Annotated in this window: 19 protein-coding genes; 11 read left to right on the forward strand and 8 right to left on the reverse strand. The window is 55.3% G+C overall.

Features of this window, described 5'->3' with window-relative positions; translation table 11 throughout:
• From FT726_RS22185 to FT726_RS22195, 3 genes are all read left to right on the forward strand, one after another.
• The coding region (locus tag FT726_RS22185) for an MFS transporter (protein WP_346303452.1) at positions 1 to 729 on the forward strand (729 nt) is incomplete at its 5' end.
• A 164-nt stretch (positions 730 to 893) separates the two neighbouring features.
• Positions 894 to 1,280: a VOC family protein gene (locus FT726_RS22190; protein WP_288422288.1), complete on the forward strand. Its 387-nt coding sequence runs from the start codon at positions 894 to 896 to the stop codon at positions 1,278 to 1,280.
• Between the two features lie 13 nt (positions 1,281 to 1,293).
• Complete coding sequence (locus FT726_RS22195; RefSeq protein WP_288422289.1) at positions 1,294 to 2,043, forward strand: 2-phosphosulfolactate phosphatase; 750 nt, start codon at positions 1,294 to 1,296, stop codon at positions 2,041 to 2,043.
• A gap of 62 nt (positions 2,044 to 2,105) precedes the next feature.
• Here FT726_RS22195 and FT726_RS22200 read toward each other — a convergent pair whose 3' ends face one another.
• Positions 2,106 to 2,540, reverse strand: a complete 435-nt coding sequence (locus FT726_RS22200; RefSeq protein ID WP_031279940.1) for a GNAT family N-acetyltransferase — start codon at positions 2,538 to 2,540, stop codon at positions 2,106 to 2,108.
• Positions 2,541 to 2,855: 315 nt separating this feature from the next.
• Between FT726_RS22200 and FT726_RS22205 the strand changes: the two genes are divergently transcribed.
• The 3 genes from FT726_RS22205 to FT726_RS22215 are packed head-to-tail and all read left to right on the forward strand — an operon-like array spanning position 2,856 to position 4,271.
• A complete protein-coding gene (locus FT726_RS22205) occupies positions 2,856 to 3,179 on the forward strand; it encodes an antibiotic biosynthesis monooxygenase (RefSeq protein ID WP_288422290.1) in 324 nt (107 codons plus the stop codon).
• A complete protein-coding gene (locus tag FT726_RS22210; protein ID WP_166710657.1) occupies positions 3,172 to 3,564 on the forward strand; it encodes an amino acid-binding protein in 393 nt (130 codons plus the stop codon). Before FT726_RS22205 ends, FT726_RS22210 begins: the two co-directional genes overlap by 8 nt.
• Positions 3,561 to 4,271: a helix-turn-helix transcriptional regulator gene (locus FT726_RS22215; RefSeq protein WP_288422291.1), complete on the forward strand. Its 711-nt coding sequence runs from the start codon at positions 3,561 to 3,563 to the stop codon at positions 4,269 to 4,271. The genes FT726_RS22210 and FT726_RS22215 overlap by 4 nt, the downstream gene beginning before the upstream one ends.
• Positions 4,272 to 4,444: 173 nt before the next feature.
• On the opposite strand, the gene FT726_RS22220 is transcribed toward FT726_RS22215, so the two are convergent.
• A complete protein-coding gene (locus tag FT726_RS22220) occupies positions 4,445 to 5,392 on the reverse strand; it encodes a sulfonate ABC transporter substrate-binding protein (RefSeq protein ID WP_346303453.1) in 948 nt (315 codons plus the stop codon).
• A gap of 242 nt (positions 5,393 to 5,634) precedes the next feature.
• Here FT726_RS22220 and FT726_RS22225 point away from each other — a divergent pair, with 242 nt between their 5' ends.
• From FT726_RS22225 to FT726_RS22235, 3 genes are all read left to right on the forward strand, one after another.
• On the forward strand, positions 5,635 to 7,689 hold the full coding sequence (locus FT726_RS22225; RefSeq protein WP_346303454.1) for an FUSC family protein: 2,055 nt from the start codon (positions 5,635 to 5,637) through the stop codon (positions 7,687 to 7,689).
• 106 nt (positions 7,690 to 7,795) lie between these two features.
• On the forward strand, positions 7,796 to 8,017 hold the full coding sequence (locus FT726_RS22230; protein ID WP_010615756.1) for a YdgH/BhsA/McbA-like domain containing protein: 222 nt from the start codon (positions 7,796 to 7,798) through the stop codon (positions 8,015 to 8,017).
• Between the two features lie 150 nt (positions 8,018 to 8,167).
• Positions 8,168 to 8,869: an aspartate/glutamate racemase family protein gene (locus tag FT726_RS22235; RefSeq protein WP_058758684.1), complete on the forward strand. Its 702-nt coding sequence runs from the start codon at positions 8,168 to 8,170 to the stop codon at positions 8,867 to 8,869.
• Positions 8,870 to 8,994: 125 nt separating this feature from the next.
• On the opposite strand, the gene FT726_RS22240 is transcribed toward FT726_RS22235, so the two are convergent.
• The 6 genes from FT726_RS22240 to FT726_RS22265 all read right to left on the reverse strand — a co-directional run bounded on the left by FT726_RS22240 (position 8,995) and on the right by FT726_RS22265 (position 13,866).
• Positions 8,995 to 10,266 carry an alanine racemase gene (locus FT726_RS22240; RefSeq protein WP_346303455.1) on the reverse strand — a complete coding sequence of 424 codons (1,272 nt, stop codon included), beginning with the start codon at positions 10,264 to 10,266 and terminating at the stop codon, positions 8,995 to 8,997.
• 11 nt (positions 10,267 to 10,277) lie between these two features.
• Entirely contained in the window at positions 10,278 to 11,015 is a 738-nt protein-coding gene (locus tag FT726_RS22245) for an amino acid ABC transporter ATP-binding protein (RefSeq protein ID WP_021508752.1), read from the reverse strand.
• Positions 11,012 to 11,656 (reverse strand): amino acid ABC transporter permease, encoded by a 645-nt coding sequence (locus FT726_RS22250; RefSeq protein WP_021508751.1) that lies wholly within the window; start codon positions 11,654 to 11,656, stop codon positions 11,012 to 11,014. The genes FT726_RS22245 and FT726_RS22250 overlap by 4 nt, the downstream gene beginning before the upstream one ends.
• Positions 11,653 to 12,390 (reverse strand): amino acid ABC transporter permease, encoded by a 738-nt coding sequence (locus FT726_RS22255; protein WP_021508750.1) that lies wholly within the window; start codon positions 12,388 to 12,390, stop codon positions 11,653 to 11,655. The genes FT726_RS22250 and FT726_RS22255 overlap by 4 nt, the downstream gene beginning before the upstream one ends.
• A 53-nt stretch (positions 12,391 to 12,443) precedes the next feature.
• On the reverse strand, positions 12,444 to 13,280 hold the full coding sequence (locus FT726_RS22260; protein ID WP_021508749.1) for a transporter substrate-binding domain-containing protein: 837 nt from the start codon (positions 13,278 to 13,280) through the stop codon (positions 12,444 to 12,446).
• Between the two features lie 193 nt (positions 13,281 to 13,473).
• Complete coding sequence (locus FT726_RS22265; protein ID WP_021508748.1) at positions 13,474 to 13,866, reverse strand: RidA family protein; 393 nt, start codon at positions 13,864 to 13,866, stop codon at positions 13,474 to 13,476.
• A 381-nt stretch (positions 13,867 to 14,247) separates the two neighbouring features.
• On the opposite strand from FT726_RS22265, the gene FT726_RS22270 reads away from it, so the two are divergent.
• Together FT726_RS22270 and FT726_RS22275 are read left to right on the forward strand one after the other, a co-directional pair.
• Positions 14,248 to 15,000 (forward strand): IclR family transcriptional regulator, encoded by a 753-nt coding sequence (locus tag FT726_RS22270; protein WP_010615761.1) that lies wholly within the window; start codon positions 14,248 to 14,250, stop codon positions 14,998 to 15,000.
• 150 nt (positions 15,001 to 15,150) lie between these two features.
• The gene (locus FT726_RS22275) at positions 15,151 to 16,257 is read left to right on the forward strand and encodes an ABC transporter substrate-binding protein (RefSeq protein ID WP_222952267.1); all 1,107 of its coding nucleotides are present in this window, start codon (positions 15,151 to 15,153) and stop codon (positions 16,255 to 16,257) included.
• Positions 16,258 to 16,297: the final 40 nt, after the last annotated feature.

Here is a 16,297-nt window from a genome sequence, read left to right on the forward strand (position 1 = left end):
GCGCTGGCAGGGGCAGCGGTCTTTGTCATCGCGCTGATGGTGCTGTACTTTTTTCTCCCTGCTACAGGTAACAGCAAACAGGCGCTAAAAATTGTCCCCTGGTGGATGACCTTTCGCCAGCCGCGTTTTGTCGCTTTCATCGTGGCTTACAGCTCGTGGCTTTTGAGCTACAACCAGCTGTATCTGGCTTTGCCAGTGGAGATTCGGCGAGCAGGCGGCAGCGAGAAAGATCTCGGCCCGCTCTTTATGCTGGCCTCGGTGTTGATCATCGCTTTTCAGCTGCCGCTGGCGCGCTTTGCACGACGCGTGGGAACGGTAAAAGTTTTACCGGTGGGTTTTTTGCTGCTCTCCGCCGCGTTTGCCAGCGTGGCCCTGTTCGCGTCAACAACCCCGCCTGACGGCTGGCTGCGATTGATCCCTGCGGTGTGTCTGGTGACGTTTTTAACATTCGGCCAGATGCTGCTGGTGCCGTCGGCCAAGGATTTGATTCCCCGTTTTGCCGACCCCGCGACACTGGGGGCGCATTACGGCGCCCTGGCCACCGCCGGCGGCTTCGCGGTGCTGGCCGGAAATTTAATGTTTGGACCGCTGCTGGACAACGCGCTTGTCCCTTCAACGCAGGCTGTTTATCCCTGGCTGCTGCTGGCGCTGTTTCCCCTGTGCAGCGCCGTTGCCATGACCCTGATTTGTCGCCCGCTGCGCGGCGCGCCGATCGGGAAACCTGAATAACCGTTGCTGCCATTCGGGTTATAACGGCGCGGAGCATAGCCAGACGCGCACAACGCGGGCAGGGCAGGTTGCGCAGGCTCTCATCGACAAATGACCAGCCCGATCATGTGTAAACTCTACCTGGTTAACAATACCCAGAAAAACGTTTTCAGGAGTCAAGCCAGATGTTCACGCACATGCGCATTGCCAGACCCGTCTCCCAGCTTGAACGATCGGTTCTGATGTTTAGTCAGGGACTGGGTCTGCAAAAAATTGCCGAATTCCACGATCACGACGGTTTCAATGGCGTGATGCTGGGGCGAAAAGACCTCGACTGGCACCTCGAATTCACCTGCTGCCCGGGACATCCCGTTAAACCCTCGCCAACCGAAGACGATCTCCTTGTCCTCTATTATCCGGATGAAAATGCATGGAAGCTGGCATGCGAAACCATGATTGAAGCGGGTTTTAAACGGACGAATTCTTTTAATCCTTACTGGGATGTGAATGGGAAAACCTTCGTCGATCCCGACGGGTACCGGGTGGTGATGCAAAACAGGGCGTGGGAATAACGGAGAAAGCCTCGTGCAATGGTTCAGTCAGGAAAAATTTGCGGTTCGTCTTGAGTGGGGCCTGCCTGCGGTAGAGCATCTTGCCGGGGAGGTCGACTGCGTTGTCATTGTTGACGTTATGTCGTTCTCAACTTGCGTCAGTATGGCTGTCAATAATGGTGCCTGTGTCTATCCGTACCCCTGGAAAGATGCTTCTGCTATTGAATATGGTTTGAAAATGGGAGCCAGCACAGCGAGTCCGGACAGACGATTCAGCGGTGAAGGTTATAGCCTATCGCCGGCTTCGCTAAGAAACATAAGCGAGGGTGAAAAACTGGTCCTCCCATCGCCTAACGGTTCAGCCGTTTCATTCAAAGCAAGGGATGCTGGAATAGCAGTGTTGAGCGGCTGTTTCAGAAACATATCTGCGACCGCGAATGCCTGCCGTTCCTTCGGCCGTGTGCTGGTAATTCCCTGCGGAGAACGCTGGCCCGATGGGAGCCTTCGCCCCAGTATTGAGGATTATGTGGCTGCTGGCGGAATTATCGCTGCAATGGGGCGTCAAAATTGCTCACCAGAAGCAGAGGCTGCGGTGGCTGTCTGGCAGCGTTACCAGAAGCAAAACCTGGTGCTTCTACGGGAGTGTTCGTCTGCAATAGAGCTGATGCAACGTGGATTCGCCGCGGATGTCGATCTCTGCCTTGAAGTAGACAAGTCCAGCCTGGAATGTCGGCTTTGGGGTGATGCCTATATGTCAGCATTGCCCGGGCAAAATAGTTTCTGACCGACCAGACGGCGCGCTTTGTGCCAGGAGCCGACATCAATGAATATTGCTGTAGATTTCACTCAGCGATGTTTCTCTAATCTGATATCTGTGTCATTGATGTCAATTTTATTGCCCCAGCCGAGCTGTATGTAAAATTTTGCTGCACGACTTTGTTTGTCAGTTTCAAGCCAGGCAATCTCATGATGCCTGAATAATTCCTTTTCCGCGATTTCAACAAGCCTGCGGCCTATACCCCTGCCTTCGTACTCCGGGAGAACAAAGGCAGCAAAAAGGCAGCCTTCATCAGGTAAAATCATAGAAAAACCAATAATTTTTTCGTTATCAGTCGCAACCCATGCACAGCAACTCTTTTCAATCAAATCAGCTACTACGTTTTCGGTAATCCCGATTCGCTGCATTTCCTCACGACTTAAATGATTCTCGATAACTGAGATTCTGACATGAAACATGCCATCGATATCAGCTGCCTGGGCGGTTCTTATATTTATGTTCAGAGGTATAACTCCATTCCAGGATAAGCATAAATTTTAGTATTGATGTCATTATTGTGAAGCCATTAGGGTTTCAGTCCAAAACTGCTTGTAATGTCTGTTTTTCGCTTATACCAGACATCGAAGTGTATATGAATCCGCTTTGTATCAGAAGCGGTCATAGCCAGTGGTTCCATATTCCCGCCTTTTAACTTCTGCGTTTGCTGTTTATCGCTTTTTCATGCCGATGGCTTCGCTGACACAGACACTTCGGTACCGGCCGAAGCAACATGGCTTTGTCTTCATTAAGCTGTCTGAAAATTAACGAAGGAGCGGACCATGATTGCAGTACTTTTTGAGGCAGAAGCCCTGCCAGCAGCTCAGGAGCGATATCTTCAACTTGCTTCTGAGCTGACGCCTCTTTTATCCGACACGCCCGGATTTATTTCCATAGAACGCTTCCAGAGCCTGACCACGCCCGGCAAGATCCTCTCTTTGTCCTGGTGGGAAGATGAGGATGCTGTCGCCGGATGGAAACGCAATGTGATGCATCAGGCCGCGCAGCAAGAAGGCAGGCAGTCGATTTTTTCATTCTACAGAATACGGGTAGCCAGCGTATTCCGTGATTACTCTTCTGATAAGGGAACCAATCCGCATGCATGACATTCACGTTATTCTCAAAAATAGCCCGGGCTCGCTGGGTTTACTGGGGAGTGTGTTGGGGAAAAACGGTGTGGGTCTTGAAGGGGGTGGCGTATTTACAACACCGGAAGGCGGACATGCACACTTTCTGGTTGAAGACGGTAATAAAGCGCGCACGGTATTAACTGAAGCCGGTTTTGAAGTCGGCAACCTCTGTCGTCCTCTGGTCAGAAAATTAGCGCAGGAACGTCCCGGAGAGCTGGGCGAAATCGCTGACACGCTTGCCCGGAACGGCATCAATATTCTGGTACAGTACAGCGACCACCATAACCGGCTCATTCTCATTACGGATGATGATGTCCGGGCAGCCGAAGTAACCCGAAAATGGGCAGTAGCTTCTGAATGAACCTTGTTAACCAAACGCGCGAAAGTGAGCCGGATAATGTCCTTGAAACATCAATGGCAATGGTGGCATCTGCGCTGGCAGACCCGTCAAGGGTGGCTATTCTGTGCGCGCTGATGGACGGGCGCGCATGGACAGCGACCGAACTTAGCGTAGTGGCTGGCATAGCAGCATCGACAACCAGCGGGCATCTGAACCGACTCCTCAGCAACGGTCTGGTCATTTGCATGATGCAGGGTCGTCATCGCTATTACAGTCTGGCTGGCCATCCTATCGCCGGATTGCTGGAAAACCTGATGGGGGTTTCCATGGGGACCATTAAGGCCCCCGTTTCCAGTACGCCGCTTCATCTGCGTTATGCACGCACCTGCTATGACCATCTGGCAGGCGAGCTTGCTGTCGAAATTTATGACTTTATGCTTAGGGAAAACTGGCTGGAAGCAGAGGGTTCGGGACTGACATCAGCCGGCAAAATCCATTTTGAGAACGTGGGCGTTTTACTTAACTCCCGCACACGGCGCAAGCCCTGTTGCCCCTGTCTGGACTGGAGTGAAAGGCGTTTCCACCTCGGCGGTGACGCGGGCTCAGCCCTGTTTACGCTTTTCCTGCAAAAAGAATGGGTAAAGCGTATACAGGGATACCGTGAAGTCAACGTAACCGATTCAGGCCGGGTGGCAATGAATCGGCTGTTTAAGCTGAAAATCAGCTGAATTAACGTCAGGTACCGGTCGATGTGATCAGGTGAGCCGGCATATCTTCATTGTGAAAGGTTAAGCGGAGGGCGATAAGTTTGCCCTCAGGATGCGGTAACTTACCGTCCGGCCGTAGAAAACAGGCTTACTCCGCTTCAGGTCAGGCGCTTAATCGCCAGAACATAGAGGGGTTAGTTCTTATCCAGCGACCAGGTCGCGCTGCGCACATCAACCTTCACCGGTAGCAGGCCGACGCGGGTGAAGGTGTCCGCCAGCGCCTGCTGTTCCGCAAACACCTGCGGTGACATGCGTGACGCGCCATAAGGCAGGCGTTGCAGCGTGGTCTGCCAGATGGATTTATCCAGACCGGTAGATTTCGCCAGAATCGCGGCGGCTTCATCCTGATGCTGATTGGCCCAGTCGCTCAGCTTGCTCAACTCGTCAACCACCTGCTTAGCCGTTTGCGGGTGGTTTTCGGCAAACGGGCGGCTGGCAAGATAGAAGGTGTAGTGCGGCACCAGACCTTCGGCGTTGCGCACTTCACGCGCGCCGGCGTTGGCTTCGACCTCAGCCAGATAGGGATCCCAGATCACCCAGGCATCAATTGCGCCCTTCTGGAAGGCGGCGCGCGCATCGGCCGGCGGCAGGTACACCGGCGTGACATCTTTATAGTTCAGCCCGGCATCTTCCAGCGCTTTCACCAGCAGATAATTGACGTCTGAACCCTTGTTCAGGCCAATGCGTTTGCCTTTGAGATCGGCCACGCTTTTGATGGGTGAGTCTTTCGGTACCACAATGGCTTCGGTTTTAGGGTTGGCGGGTGAATGTCCGAGATAAATCAGATCGGCTTTTGCCGCCTGCGCGAAGGCGGGTGGCGCATCGCCGGTGGCGGCCAGATCGATACTGCCCACGTTCAACCCCTCCAGCATTTGCGGGCCGGCGGGGAATTCCACCCAGCGCACCGCAATACCCTCTTTTTTGAAGCTCTCATCCAGCGTGCCGCGATATTTCAGCAGTGCAAAAATGTTGGCTTTCTGATAGCCGATGGTGACGGTTTCCGGGTTGGCGGCAAAGGCGTGCGTTGCGAGCAGGCCGAAGCTGAGTGCCAGTGCGCTCAGGGCAAAACGTTGTGCTTTCATGGGACGTCTCTCGTGGTTTTTCCTCCATCCTGGCAAAGTTGTTATATAACCAATAAATAACTTTTTAATATCGCTTATAACTCTAATTCCAGCTTGCATCAGCATTCACTGTAATGGGCAAGTTGCATAGAGAACCGGATAATTAGCACGGTAATAATTTGTATAACAAATCAAAATGTCAACGCCGCAGGCTTCTGTCAGGATAAGCGATAACGTTGCCTGCTATAGGTTGCTCCCGTTCTATGAAGTGGTTTTCCCGAAGCGCCGTACTGTTCTCTGCCAAAACCTGTCTGGCCGCCTTTCTGGCTTTTTATCTTGCGCTGGAACTCAACCTGGACAAACCCGCCTGGTCACTGACCACCGTGTATGTTGCCTCGCAGCTGTATTCCGCTTCGACGGTGTCCAAATCGGTGTTTCGCTTTTTTGGCACCGTGCTGGGCGGACTGTTTACTCTGTTGATCTATCCGGCTACGGTCCAGTCGCCGATGCTGTTCAGCCTGTGTATTTCACTTTGGGTTGCCGTCTGCCTGTATCTCTCGCTGCACGACCGCACGCCAAAAAGTTACGTCTTCATGCTGGCCGGCTACAGCGCCGCCATTATGGGCTTTCCCGATGTGACCTCGCCCGGCGCCATTACCTATACGGTAATTTCCCGCATTGAGGAAATCACCGTGGCGATTGTCTGCAGCAGCCTGGTGCATCGGCTGATCTTCCCGGTTTCGATGCGCCATCTGCTCGAACAGAGCGTAGGGCTGTGGTATCAGATCGCGCGTAAATTGTGTAGCGAGCTGATGACGGCGATGCCTGCGGCAAAATCGCTGGAGCGCGAGGATATTCTGGTGCAGATGGCCAACTATCCGCTTAACGTCGAAACGCTGATCACCCACTGCGTTTATGAAGGGGATGCCGCGCGGCGGCTGGTGCGGCTGGTCAGCGTGCAGTATCAGCATCTGTCGTACCTTATCCCGACGCTCACCGCCATTGAATCGCGTCTGAATCTGCTGGCACAGCAGCAGATCCGCTTTCCCGATTATGTCGCGACGGCCTTTCAGCAATTTTTACAATGGCTGAACGGTGATGTGCAGCAGCCGGTGCGCGATCGCCTCACCGACGCTCAGGAACAGCTGCAGCAGGCCTGGCGCGCAGGGCGGCTTAACAGTGAAGAGAGCATTTTGCTCATCGGTCTGCTGGAACGGTTACTCAACTTTGTCCGTATTGCTGATGCTTACCACAGCGTCAGCGAGCGCGTCAGTGACTGGACGCCAGCGGTGAAACCGGGCAAGGCGTCACGCGCGCACAAGCATGTCGATAAAGGGCTATTGCTGCTGTCGTGCTTTACTGCCTTCATCGCCACCTTTGCCAGTTGCCTGTTCTGGATCGGTAGCGGCTGGCGTGATGGTTCAACCGCGCCGATGATGGCGGCGGTGCTGTGTTCGTTCTTCGCCGGGCTGGATAGCCCCATCGCGCCGATGAAGCTGTTTCTGAAGGGCGTACTGATCTCCATGGCGATCAGCCTGATTTACGTCACGCTGCTGATCCCGCAGGCGGTGACGTTTGAAGCGCTGGTGATTTGCCTCGCGCCGGGATTGTTTGCTTTAGGGCTGGTGATTGCCAATCCGTCCACCAACCTGATCGGTCTCATCGTCGCCACGCAGATCCCCGGTTTGATCGGCATGAGCCACCATTTCAAACCCGATTTGCAGCTTATAGTGAATGCCATGATCTCCACGCTGGTGGGCATTGCCGTTGCGCTGGTGCTGACGCTGCTGATTCGCAACAAACGCCCGGCGTGGACGGCCACGCGCGCGCTGCGTAAAGGCATTCGCGATCTGCTGCAGTTTATTACCGCGCTGCGCATGAACACCGCCACGCTGACGGCGCGGCAGCAATTTGTCGCACGCACGCTGGACAGGGTAAACGTGATTCTGCCGCGTAAACGCGTCGATCCGGCACCGGAACTGGTGGCGGGCGGCAACCTGATTGCGGAAGCCTGGCTCGGGGCTAACTGCTATGACTATTACACCCGTCATCGGCACCTGCTGCTGGCGAACCAGATAGAAAGCGCAGCCATGTTTCACGAGCTGAGTCAGTTTCTTAAGCAGCGGCTGAAAACGCTGGACAGCACGCCATCGCCGGCGCTGCTGCATGAGCTTGATGTGTTGCTGCTACGGCTGGAGGCGGCGGCGCAGCAGGAAAATGCGCTGTTTGCGCCGCTGTTTCATCTGTTTAATATCCGTTTGTCGCTCTTTCATGGCGCGCGCTGGCCGCAGCCGCTGGCAGAGCAAAACCGCACATAGTGTGATTAAGATCGCACTTTTTGTTAGGTCGGTAATAATAACAATGGTTACTATAACTCCTATGCAGAGCATTCAGCTCTGACCCAAACATTGAAGGAATATGACCATGAAAAACGTAAAAACTCTGACCATCGCTGCTGTTGCTGCTCTTTCTATGATCTCTTTCGGTAGCTTCGCCGCTGAAAGCATCTCCGTTCACGGCAGCACCCTGGATAGCGCTGAAGCCCAGGTTGCCGCTCAGGCTAAAGCGAGTGGTGCAGACAGCTACAAAATCACCAGCGCCCGCGCAGACAACGGCGTGGACATGACTGCTGAGCTGTACAAATAATAACAATCCCTTTCTCCGTTAACGTGCTTAGCCCGGGTTAGCCCGGGCTTTTTTGTGCCTGCGATGCGGTTCAGCGCCGCGATGCTTTCAAGCCTTCATTGAATACCGTACAGTGCCAGACGAGCTAATTTCCGTGGGGAACGGTAACTGATGAAAATGATTGGCCTGATTGGCGGCATGAGCTGGGAATCCACCGCGCTCTATTACCGCATCATCAATGAACAGGTAAAGCAACAGCTGGGCGGACTGCACTCGGCGCGCAGCCTGATGTACAGCGTCGATTTTCAGCAAATTGAGAAATTGCAGGTCGCCGGTGAATGGCAGCAGGCCGGTGAAATCCTGGCCGAAGCCGCCCGTAGCCTGGAGAAGGGCGGGGCGGATTTCATTGTGCTGTGCACCAACACCATGCACAAAGTCGCCGATCAGATCACCACGGCCACCCGCATTCCGCTGCTGCATATCGCTGACGCCACGGCACAACGCATTCGTCAGGCCGGCGTGAAACGCGTCGGTCTGCTGGCGACCGCGTTCACCATGGAGCAGGAATTCTATAAAGGGCGCCTTGAGCAGCAATATGACATCGAGGTGCTGGTACCGGACGCTACCGGACGTAAAACGGTGCACGACATTATTTATCAGGAGCTGTGCCTCGGCGTGATCCGTGAAGAATCACGCGCGCAGTACCGTGACATCATCGCTCAGCTGGTGGCACAAGGGGCTGAAGCCATTATCCTTGGCTGTACCGAAATCACGCTGCTGGTTAAAGCGGAGGATGCGGCGGTGCCGCTGTTCGATACCACATTAATCCATGCGCAGGACGCGGTGAAGCTGGCGCTGGCAACAAATAACTAGCCTGCTAATTATAATCTGTGTTATTATGTGTTCATTGAAGGCACAACGCCGACCCGCATGGTCGCACAGGGATGTGCCAGAACTGGCTGCCAGCACTGGCAGCCTTTTTTGTGGCTGAAAAAGCGTCAGAACGCGGTTTCCAGTGAATCGGTGACGCAATAGTCATCATCCACCAACGGTAAATAACGCCACTTGTCAAATGCGGTACAGGGATGGGAAATGCCGCAGCCAATCCAGTCGCCCGGTTGCAGCGGATCGTCCGCCGGTAACTGCAAATAAGCGTGCTGATCGTTGACGTCGGTGATGCGCAAATGCGTAGCCGCGCGCGGTGCGCTGCCGTCCGCCTGACGAATCCACAGCGGATTGGGCAGATCCTGATCGAACGGCACATCGCGCCGGCCGAAATCGACAAAGGCCAGCCCCGGCTCCGGACGCGATAACACGCGGCCCCAGATCTCCAGTGCGGCGCTGAAATGGTGCGTTGCACCCGGCTGCGCAAAGGGGGCAATGCGTGCATACAAGCCGCTGTCATGTGCCATGTACGCACCGGATCGAATCAGCGGCGTGACCGGCAGCGGCAACTGTGCCGCGCTGAAGCAGGCCGCGGCCACATCAAACCACGCGCCACCGCCGGCGCTGAGAATAATTTCCCCGCTGGCAAACAGCTGGTGTTCAGCCAGCAGCGCGGCGGTCGCGATCATCATCTCGCAGTAATCTTTCACCCGCTGCACGCCTGCGGCATCGCGTCCGGCACCCAGCGCACCTTCATAACCGGCCACACCCACCAGCTGCAGCGATTGGCTGTCATGGATTGCATGGGCGATTTCCAGCGCAGCCTGCGGCGAGCGACAGCCGGTGCGGCCGCCGCTGACCGACATCTCCAGCAGTACGGCGATCTGCGCGCCGCCGAGATGCTGCTCAAGCAGTTTTACGCCCTGCAGCGAATCCACATAACAGAGAAAGCCGTGGTCGGGATGCTGCTGTTGCCACTGGCCAATCCAGCGGATCCCGGCGGGATCCACCAGTTCATTGGCGAGAAACACGTTGCGGATGCCAAACTGGCGCAGCGCGCGCACCTGGGCCGGCGTCGCTGCGCTCAGGCCCCAGGCGCCGCCTTCACTGACGGCACGGCGCAGAATTGCCGGCGACATCGAGGTTTTGCCGTGCGCGGCCAGCATCACGCCGTTTTCCTGGCAGAACGCCGCCAGTTGCCGCAGGTTATTCTCCAGCGCCGATTGTTTCATCAGCATCAGCGGTGAGAAAACGTCAGGGCTGTTAAATACCGGCGTACCGTTAGCCAGCGGCTGATTGCCGGAGCCGGCCACCGATTTAAAACGCGGCGCAGGTTGCAGCGCATCCAGCGTGCCGTCGGCCTGCAAAGGGAAGTGAATCGACATCCTGCCTCCTGTTAGTGTTCAAGCACGCGCGACAAAAACTGCTGAGTGCGCGGATTCTGCGGATTGACAAAAATCTGCTCCGGCGAACCCTGTTCGGCGATCACGCCCTGGTCCATAAACACCACGCGATCGGCGGTTTTACGCGCAAAGCCCATCTCATGCGTCACCACCACCATGGTCATGCCTTCCCGTGCCAGACTGCGCATCACTTCCATCACTTCACCAACCAGCTCGGGATCGAGCGCGGAGGTGGCTTCATCGAAGAACATGATTTTCGGCTCGACCGCCAGCGCGCGGGCAATTGCCACTCGCTGTTGCTGCCCGCCGGAGAGCTGAGCCGGATAGTGATGCGCGCGCTCCGCCAGGCCAACGCGTGTCAGCGCTGCCATGCCGCGTTTGTTGGCTTCCGCTTCGGACAGTTTCTGCGCCTTAATCAGCGCCAGCGTCACGTTGCCGAGGGCGGTTTTGTGCGGGAACAGGTTGAACTGCTGAAACACCATGCCGACGTGGCCGCAAATTTCGCTGCTGCGTTTACGGTCGTGCAGCGGCACTTCATTGACCCAGATTTCACCGCCGTCGGCGGTTTCCAGACCACTCATAATGCGCAGCACGGTACTTTTTCCCGAGCCGGAGGCGCCAATCAGCACCAGCACTTCGCCCGGCGACACGTCCAGGCTGATCTCTTTCAGTACCTGAGTTGCGCCAAAGGATTTGGTAATACGGCTCAGCGTAATGGCGGATTTGCTCATGATAACTGGCTCCTGGTTTGATGATGTTGAACCCAACGGGAAAGCGGAAAGCAGACAGCGAAGTAGAGCAGGGCGACCAGGCCGTAAACCACCACCGGCTGGCCAATGCGATCGACAATCGCCTGCCCCTGGTGCATCAGCTCCGACATGCCGATCATGCTGACAATCGATGTATCTTTGATCAGCGAAAGATACTGGCCCACCAGCGGCGGCAGCACGATGCCGCGCGTTTGCGGCAGCACTACGCTGAGAAACGTCTGGCGTTTTGATAATCCGAGGATCCACGACACTTCCCACTGCCCTTTCGGCACGGCTTCAATGCCGGCCCGGAACACTTCAGCAATGTAAGCGCCCTGATAAATGCTCAGGCCCAGAATGCCGGCGGCGAACAAATTGATTTCATAGCCAAAATAGGCCACGCCGAAGTAAATGAACATCAGGGTGATCAGTACCGGCGTACCGCGAAACAGCTCGGTGTACAGCACGGCAATCTCTCTGGCGATCGGCAGACGGCTGGTGCGAAGCACCGCGGCCAGTAAACCGAGCAGGGTGCTGCCGGCGATAGCGGCGATGGACAGCAGTAAGGTGATGACCAGCCCTTTCAGCAGGATTGGCAGCGAGCTGATGATAAGTTCGCTCATAACGCATTCTCCCGTTTCACTGGATTAATCAGCCATTTTTTTGCCCACCGCCAGCCGGACTTTTTTACCGGCGTCACCAGCGGCGGGTGGAACAGCCGGCGTCCGGCCACGGTGCCAAGCCATGAAAACAGGTTGCTCAGCACCAGATACACCAGGGCAACGACACTGAAGGTCTGGATATAAAGCAGGGTGCGCGCGTTGATCACCGTGGCGGTGCCGGTCAACTCCGGCAGTGCGATCGCCGAGAGCAGCGACGTACCGAGCAGCAGCTGAATCAGGTTATTGATGATCGCCGGCCAGACGGCGCGAGCCGCCTGGGGCAGCACCACGCTGAGGAAAATCTGGTGGCGCGGAATGCCGAGGATATACGCCGCTTCCAGCTGGCCCTTCGCCACGGACTGAATACCGGCGCGGAAGGTTTCCGACAAATAGGCACCGACGTTAATCCCGAGTGCCAGCACCCCGGCGGTAAAGGCGCTCATGGTGATACCGAGCGACGGCAGGCCAAAAAAGATGATAAAAATTTGCAGCAGCACCGGCGTATTGCGGATGAACTCAACATAACAGTGGCTGATCCAGCGCAGCGGCGCCAGCGGTGAAGATTTCGCCAGTGCGGCCAGCAGACCGAGCGCCACCGCCAGCGCGAACGCCAGCAGGGTAACCTGCAGCGTGAGCCACGCGGCCTCCAGAAAGGTGTCGGCGTAACGCCACAGGGTTAGCCATTGATAACTCATGGTATGACTCCTTCAGGCGGCGCAGCCTGTGCGACTGCGCCGTGGGCGGACAATCAGTATTGCGGATTCAGCGGATAACGTGGTTTGCTGCCAAACCATTTCTCATACAGCTGGGCGTTCTCACCGGATGCGTTGATTTCAAACAGGAATTCGTTGAGGTAATTGGTCCATACCTGGTCGCCCTGTTTCACCCCAAAGGCGTTGTATTCCAGTGGTACCAGCGCTTCGTTGGTCACGGCCAGTGACGGATCGAGCTTCGCCTGGTAAGCGAGGAAGTTGTTATCCTCGATCATCGCATCAGCCTGACCCTGTTTGACGGCCAGAATCGCCGCCTGGGATGAGTCGTACTCCTGAATTTTCACGTCGATGCCGAGGTTGCGCACTTCGTCGCCATTGGTCGAGCCTTTCACCGTGGCAATGGTTTTGCCGGCCATGTCATGCGCAGACTGAATGCCGCTGTTTTTGCGCACCAGCATTGCCTCACTGGCTACTACGTACGGATGGGTGAAGCCAATCTCTTTGGCACGTTCCAGATTGCGGGTGAAGTTACAAAACACCACATCGACTTTGTTGGTTTGCAGATTAGGGATGCGGTTGGCGCTGGTGGTGTTGACCATTTCCAGCTTCACGCCCATCTCTTTAGCCAGCGCTTTCGCCAGGTCAACGTCGTAACCATCCGGGTTGCCGTCTTTGTCATAAAAACCGAACGGTGCGAAGCTCAGGCAGTCACCGACGCGCAATGTGCCGCGCTGCAGCACGGTTTGCAGCGCCGACTGTGGCGCGGCGCCAGCCTCTTTTTTCTCTTCGGTCGGCGTACAGCCTGCTATCGCCAGCAAGACCAGCGCACCGGCCACGGTTTTGGCACTTAATTTCAGCGATGTTGCATTCATCTTTATGCTCTCTTTAAATGTTTGACGAGACGGCGTTATTCCGCATCACCCGTTTAATAGACGATCGCCAGCGCAGCGGCCGCACCGCGTATTTCGGGTTATTTTATTGAAAAAGCAAATGCATTAATTAATATCAGGCTGGCCTGGTGTTGGCGAAGAAAATGAACATCTCAGCCTGGTTGAACGGCATTACTTATTTACGGTCGGCGCGGAAACATTTCATGTCCACTTCGACTTTGCAGTCGACCACTAAATCCTGCACGCTACAAATACGCGCCGGTGGATGACCACTGAATATCTCACTGAATACTTTGTTGAAAGAACTGAAATAACGCGCGTCGGTCAACACCGCTGTCACATGGACCACATCCTCCACGCGATAACCCGCTTCGCGCATGATGGTGAGGCAGTTGTCGAACGCTAACTGTGTCTGTTCGATGATGCCGCCCTCTACTACTTCGCCGTCGCGCATCGGCGTCTGGCCTGAGATATACAGCCAGCCATCGGCCTCAACGGCGCGGGCGAACGGCAATTTTTGCCCGCCGGTACCGGTACCGCCCTCAATGCCATAACGTTTGATCGTCATGTCTTTCTGCTCCTTTGCACACTTCTGTTTCTGTCTGATATACCAGACTGCTATCTGCAATACCGGATAGGACGAGATTTGCACAGCTGTTGCTTTTTTGCAATATGCCAATCGGCAATTAATTTTTTGCCGTGCTGGTGCGATCGCAAAATAAAATCCAGTGCCTGATTTTTTTGAATGGAAATGTGACCGCTATCGAAATTAACAGTGAGGCTCATCCTTTTTATGCGCCACAATGGGGCCCGAAAATAGCGCATGATAAATAAATTCGCCGGAAAGATTTTTATTATTGTGGGGATGGGTAATTCCGTTTGCCGGGTGTATCATGCAGCTCTTTTTAAACGCAGATGAGTAGCACCATAACGACAGGGGAGTGAGCGTATGCCGGATGAAAAAACGTCCCGGGCACGCGGTGTTGACCGGGTTATTGATATTTTTCGCCAGCTGCATATCGCGCGTCAGCCTATGGCGATGCGGGATTTAATCGAAGCGACCGGTGCACCGCGCTCCAGTATTTATGAACTGGTCAGTTTGCTGAGTGAAGCGGGTCTGGTTGAGCTTGATGCGGAAGGTGCCGTATTTTTCGGTCGTGAAATGCACTATTACGGTGCGGACTACATGGCCCACAACGATCTAATCCGTCGTGCACATCAGCTTATGGTTGAGATCGTGGCGCGTCATGGCGAAACCGTCCAGCTGTGTATGCTGGAAGGTAACAAATACACCGTGGTGCTGTCGGAGAGCAACGCCCATCCGTTCAAGATCACCTCTGATATCGGTGTGCGCGTGCCGATCACCTGGACGGCGACCGGTCGTTTGCTGCTGAGTAACTGGTCGGACAGCGCCATCCTCGACCTGATTCCGGAGGAGGATTACCGGCTGGCCAGCGGTCAGATTCTCGATAAGCAGACCTTCCTTGAAGAGATTCACCGAGCCGGCCAGCTGGGCTACTGCATGACCGAAGGTCTGTCCGAAAGCTTTACCTGCTGTATGGCTGCACCGATTCGCTCGCGCAGCGGCCAGGCGGTCGCGGCGATCTGCTTTATGGTCAGTCGTGATACCCCGGCGGAACGCCGACAGATGCTGTTGCAGGAGCTGATCGCGTCCGGGCAAAAATTGTCTGATTTCACCTGAGCCGTTGCTTCGCTACAGCTTAATGCGGCGGGCTCCCGGCGCCGTATTATTCGCTTACAACCGCGTGCCGTCGGGTTTATTTTGCCGTGATTAAGGTTGTGTTAAGGTAATTGATAATAATAACTATTTCTTTTACCACGGAGTTTTGGCATGAAAACGCGCCTGTTATTGGCAATGGGGATTCTGGTCTCAACCGCAGCCTGCGCGACTGACTATCCGCTCACCGTCACCGACATGGATGGTCACACGCAAACAATCAGCAAAGAACCGCAGCACATCATTCTGCAGGATGGGCGCGATGTGTTGACGCTGGCGCTGCTCGATCGCGACAATCCGTTTAAACGTGTCGTGGCCTGGAACAATCTGCCGAAAAAGCAGGATACGCAAACCTGGGATATGCTAAAGCGCCGCTGGCCTGAAGCGACAAAAATTGTTGATATGGGCTTCAGCGATCAGGGCCAGGTTAATCTGGAAAGCGTGCTGGCGCAGAAACCGGATCTGATGATTGCGCAGCTGCGCGCTAAGCCGGCGCTGGAACAATCCGGCGTGCTGAGCACGCTGAACAACCTGCACATCCCGGTGCTGTTCGTCGATTATGAACTGCATCCGGCACAAAACACCGCCCCGAGCGTCACGCTACTGGGCAAAGTGCTGAACCGCGAAAGCGAAGCCAAAGCCTACACCGATTTTTACCAGCAGCGCTTCGACCGCATCACCCAAGCCGTTGCGAAGGTCAAAAACAAACCCACGGTATTTATCGAACCCATTGCCGGTAACAGCGATAACTGCTGCTTTACCCACAGCCATAATGGCTGGGGTGGCCTGGTAGAAGCGGTCGGCGGCAAAAATATTGGTTCGGCACTGCTGCCAGGCAATGCCGGCTTTGTCGCGCTGGAAAAAATCATCGCCATGAAACCGGACGTTTACATCATGACCGGTTCGAAGCGGCCAAACAGCAATGTGCTGCCGTTTGGTTACGGCGTGCAACCGCAGGAAGTGCGTGCCACGTTCCAGACGTTATTGCAGCGTACCGGTCTGGCGCAAATCGCGCCGGTGAAGCAGGGGCGCGTGTATGGGGTGTATCATCACTTCTACAATCACCCGTACAATATTATCGGCATGGAAATCCTCGCGAAGGATCTCTATCCGCAGCAGTTTGACGATCTCAAGCCGGTGGCGGATTTCCATACCCTCGTGAAAACCTTCACTCAACTGCCGGACGATGCCATCGAACTGAGCTATCCGGACAACCAGTAATTGCCCGCAGCGGGCGCCCGGCCCGCTGTTCGCTTTCCCT

The sequence above is a fragment of the Pantoea sp. Morm genome, from assembly GCF_016643525.1.
Taxonomy (GTDB): Bacteria; Pseudomonadota; Gammaproteobacteria; order Enterobacterales; family Enterobacteriaceae; genus Pantoea; species Pantoea dispersa.

Excerpts from the sequence above, each read along its gene's own strand:
- FT726_RS22190 (WP_288422288.1), top strand. The coding sequence starts at position 894 with ATGTTCACGCACATGCGCATTGCCAGACCCGTCTCCCAGCTTGAACGA.
- FT726_RS22205 (WP_288422290.1), top strand. The coding sequence starts at position 2,856 with ATGATTGCAGTACTTTTTGAGGCAGAAGCCCTGCCAGCAGCTCAGGAG.
- FT726_RS22210 (WP_166710657.1), top strand. The coding sequence starts at position 3,172 with ATGCATGACATTCACGTTATTCTCAAAAATAGCCCGGGCTCGCTGGGT.
- FT726_RS22215 (WP_288422291.1), top strand. The coding sequence starts at position 3,561 with ATGAACCTTGTTAACCAAACGCGCGAAAGTGAGCCGGATAATGTCCTT.
- FT726_RS22220 (WP_346303453.1), bottom strand. The coding sequence starts at position 5,392 with ATGAAAGCACAACGTTTTGCCCTGAGCGCACTGGCACTCAGCTTCGGC.
- FT726_RS22225 (WP_346303454.1), top strand. The coding sequence starts at position 5,635 with ATGAAGTGGTTTTCCCGAAGCGCCGTACTGTTCTCTGCCAAAACCTGT.
- FT726_RS22230 (WP_010615756.1), top strand. The coding sequence starts at position 7,796 with ATGAAAAACGTAAAAACTCTGACCATCGCTGCTGTTGCTGCTCTTTCT.
- FT726_RS22235 (WP_058758684.1), top strand. The coding sequence starts at position 8,168 with ATGAAAATGATTGGCCTGATTGGCGGCATGAGCTGGGAATCCACCGCG.
- FT726_RS22240 (WP_346303455.1), bottom strand. The coding sequence starts at position 10,266 with ATGTCGATTCACTTCCCTTTGCAGGCCGACGGCACGCTGGATGCGCTG.
- FT726_RS22245 (WP_021508752.1), bottom strand. The coding sequence starts at position 11,015 with ATGAGCAAATCCGCCATTACGCTGAGCCGTATTACCAAATCCTTTGGC.
- FT726_RS22250 (WP_021508751.1), bottom strand. The coding sequence starts at position 11,656 with ATGAGCGAACTTATCATCAGCTCGCTGCCAATCCTGCTGAAAGGGCTG.
- FT726_RS22255 (WP_021508750.1), bottom strand. The coding sequence starts at position 12,390 with ATGAGTTATCAATGGCTAACCCTGTGGCGTTACGCCGACACCTTTCTG.
- FT726_RS22260 (WP_021508749.1), bottom strand. The coding sequence starts at position 13,280 with ATGAATGCAACATCGCTGAAATTAAGTGCCAAAACCGTGGCCGGTGCG.
- FT726_RS22265 (WP_021508748.1), bottom strand. The coding sequence starts at position 13,866 with ATGACGATCAAACGTTATGGCATTGAGGGCGGTACCGGTACCGGCGGG.
- FT726_RS22270 (WP_010615761.1), top strand. The coding sequence starts at position 14,248 with ATGCCGGATGAAAAAACGTCCCGGGCACGCGGTGTTGACCGGGTTATT.
- FT726_RS22275 (WP_222952267.1), top strand. The coding sequence starts at position 15,151 with ATGAAAACGCGCCTGTTATTGGCAATGGGGATTCTGGTCTCAACCGCA.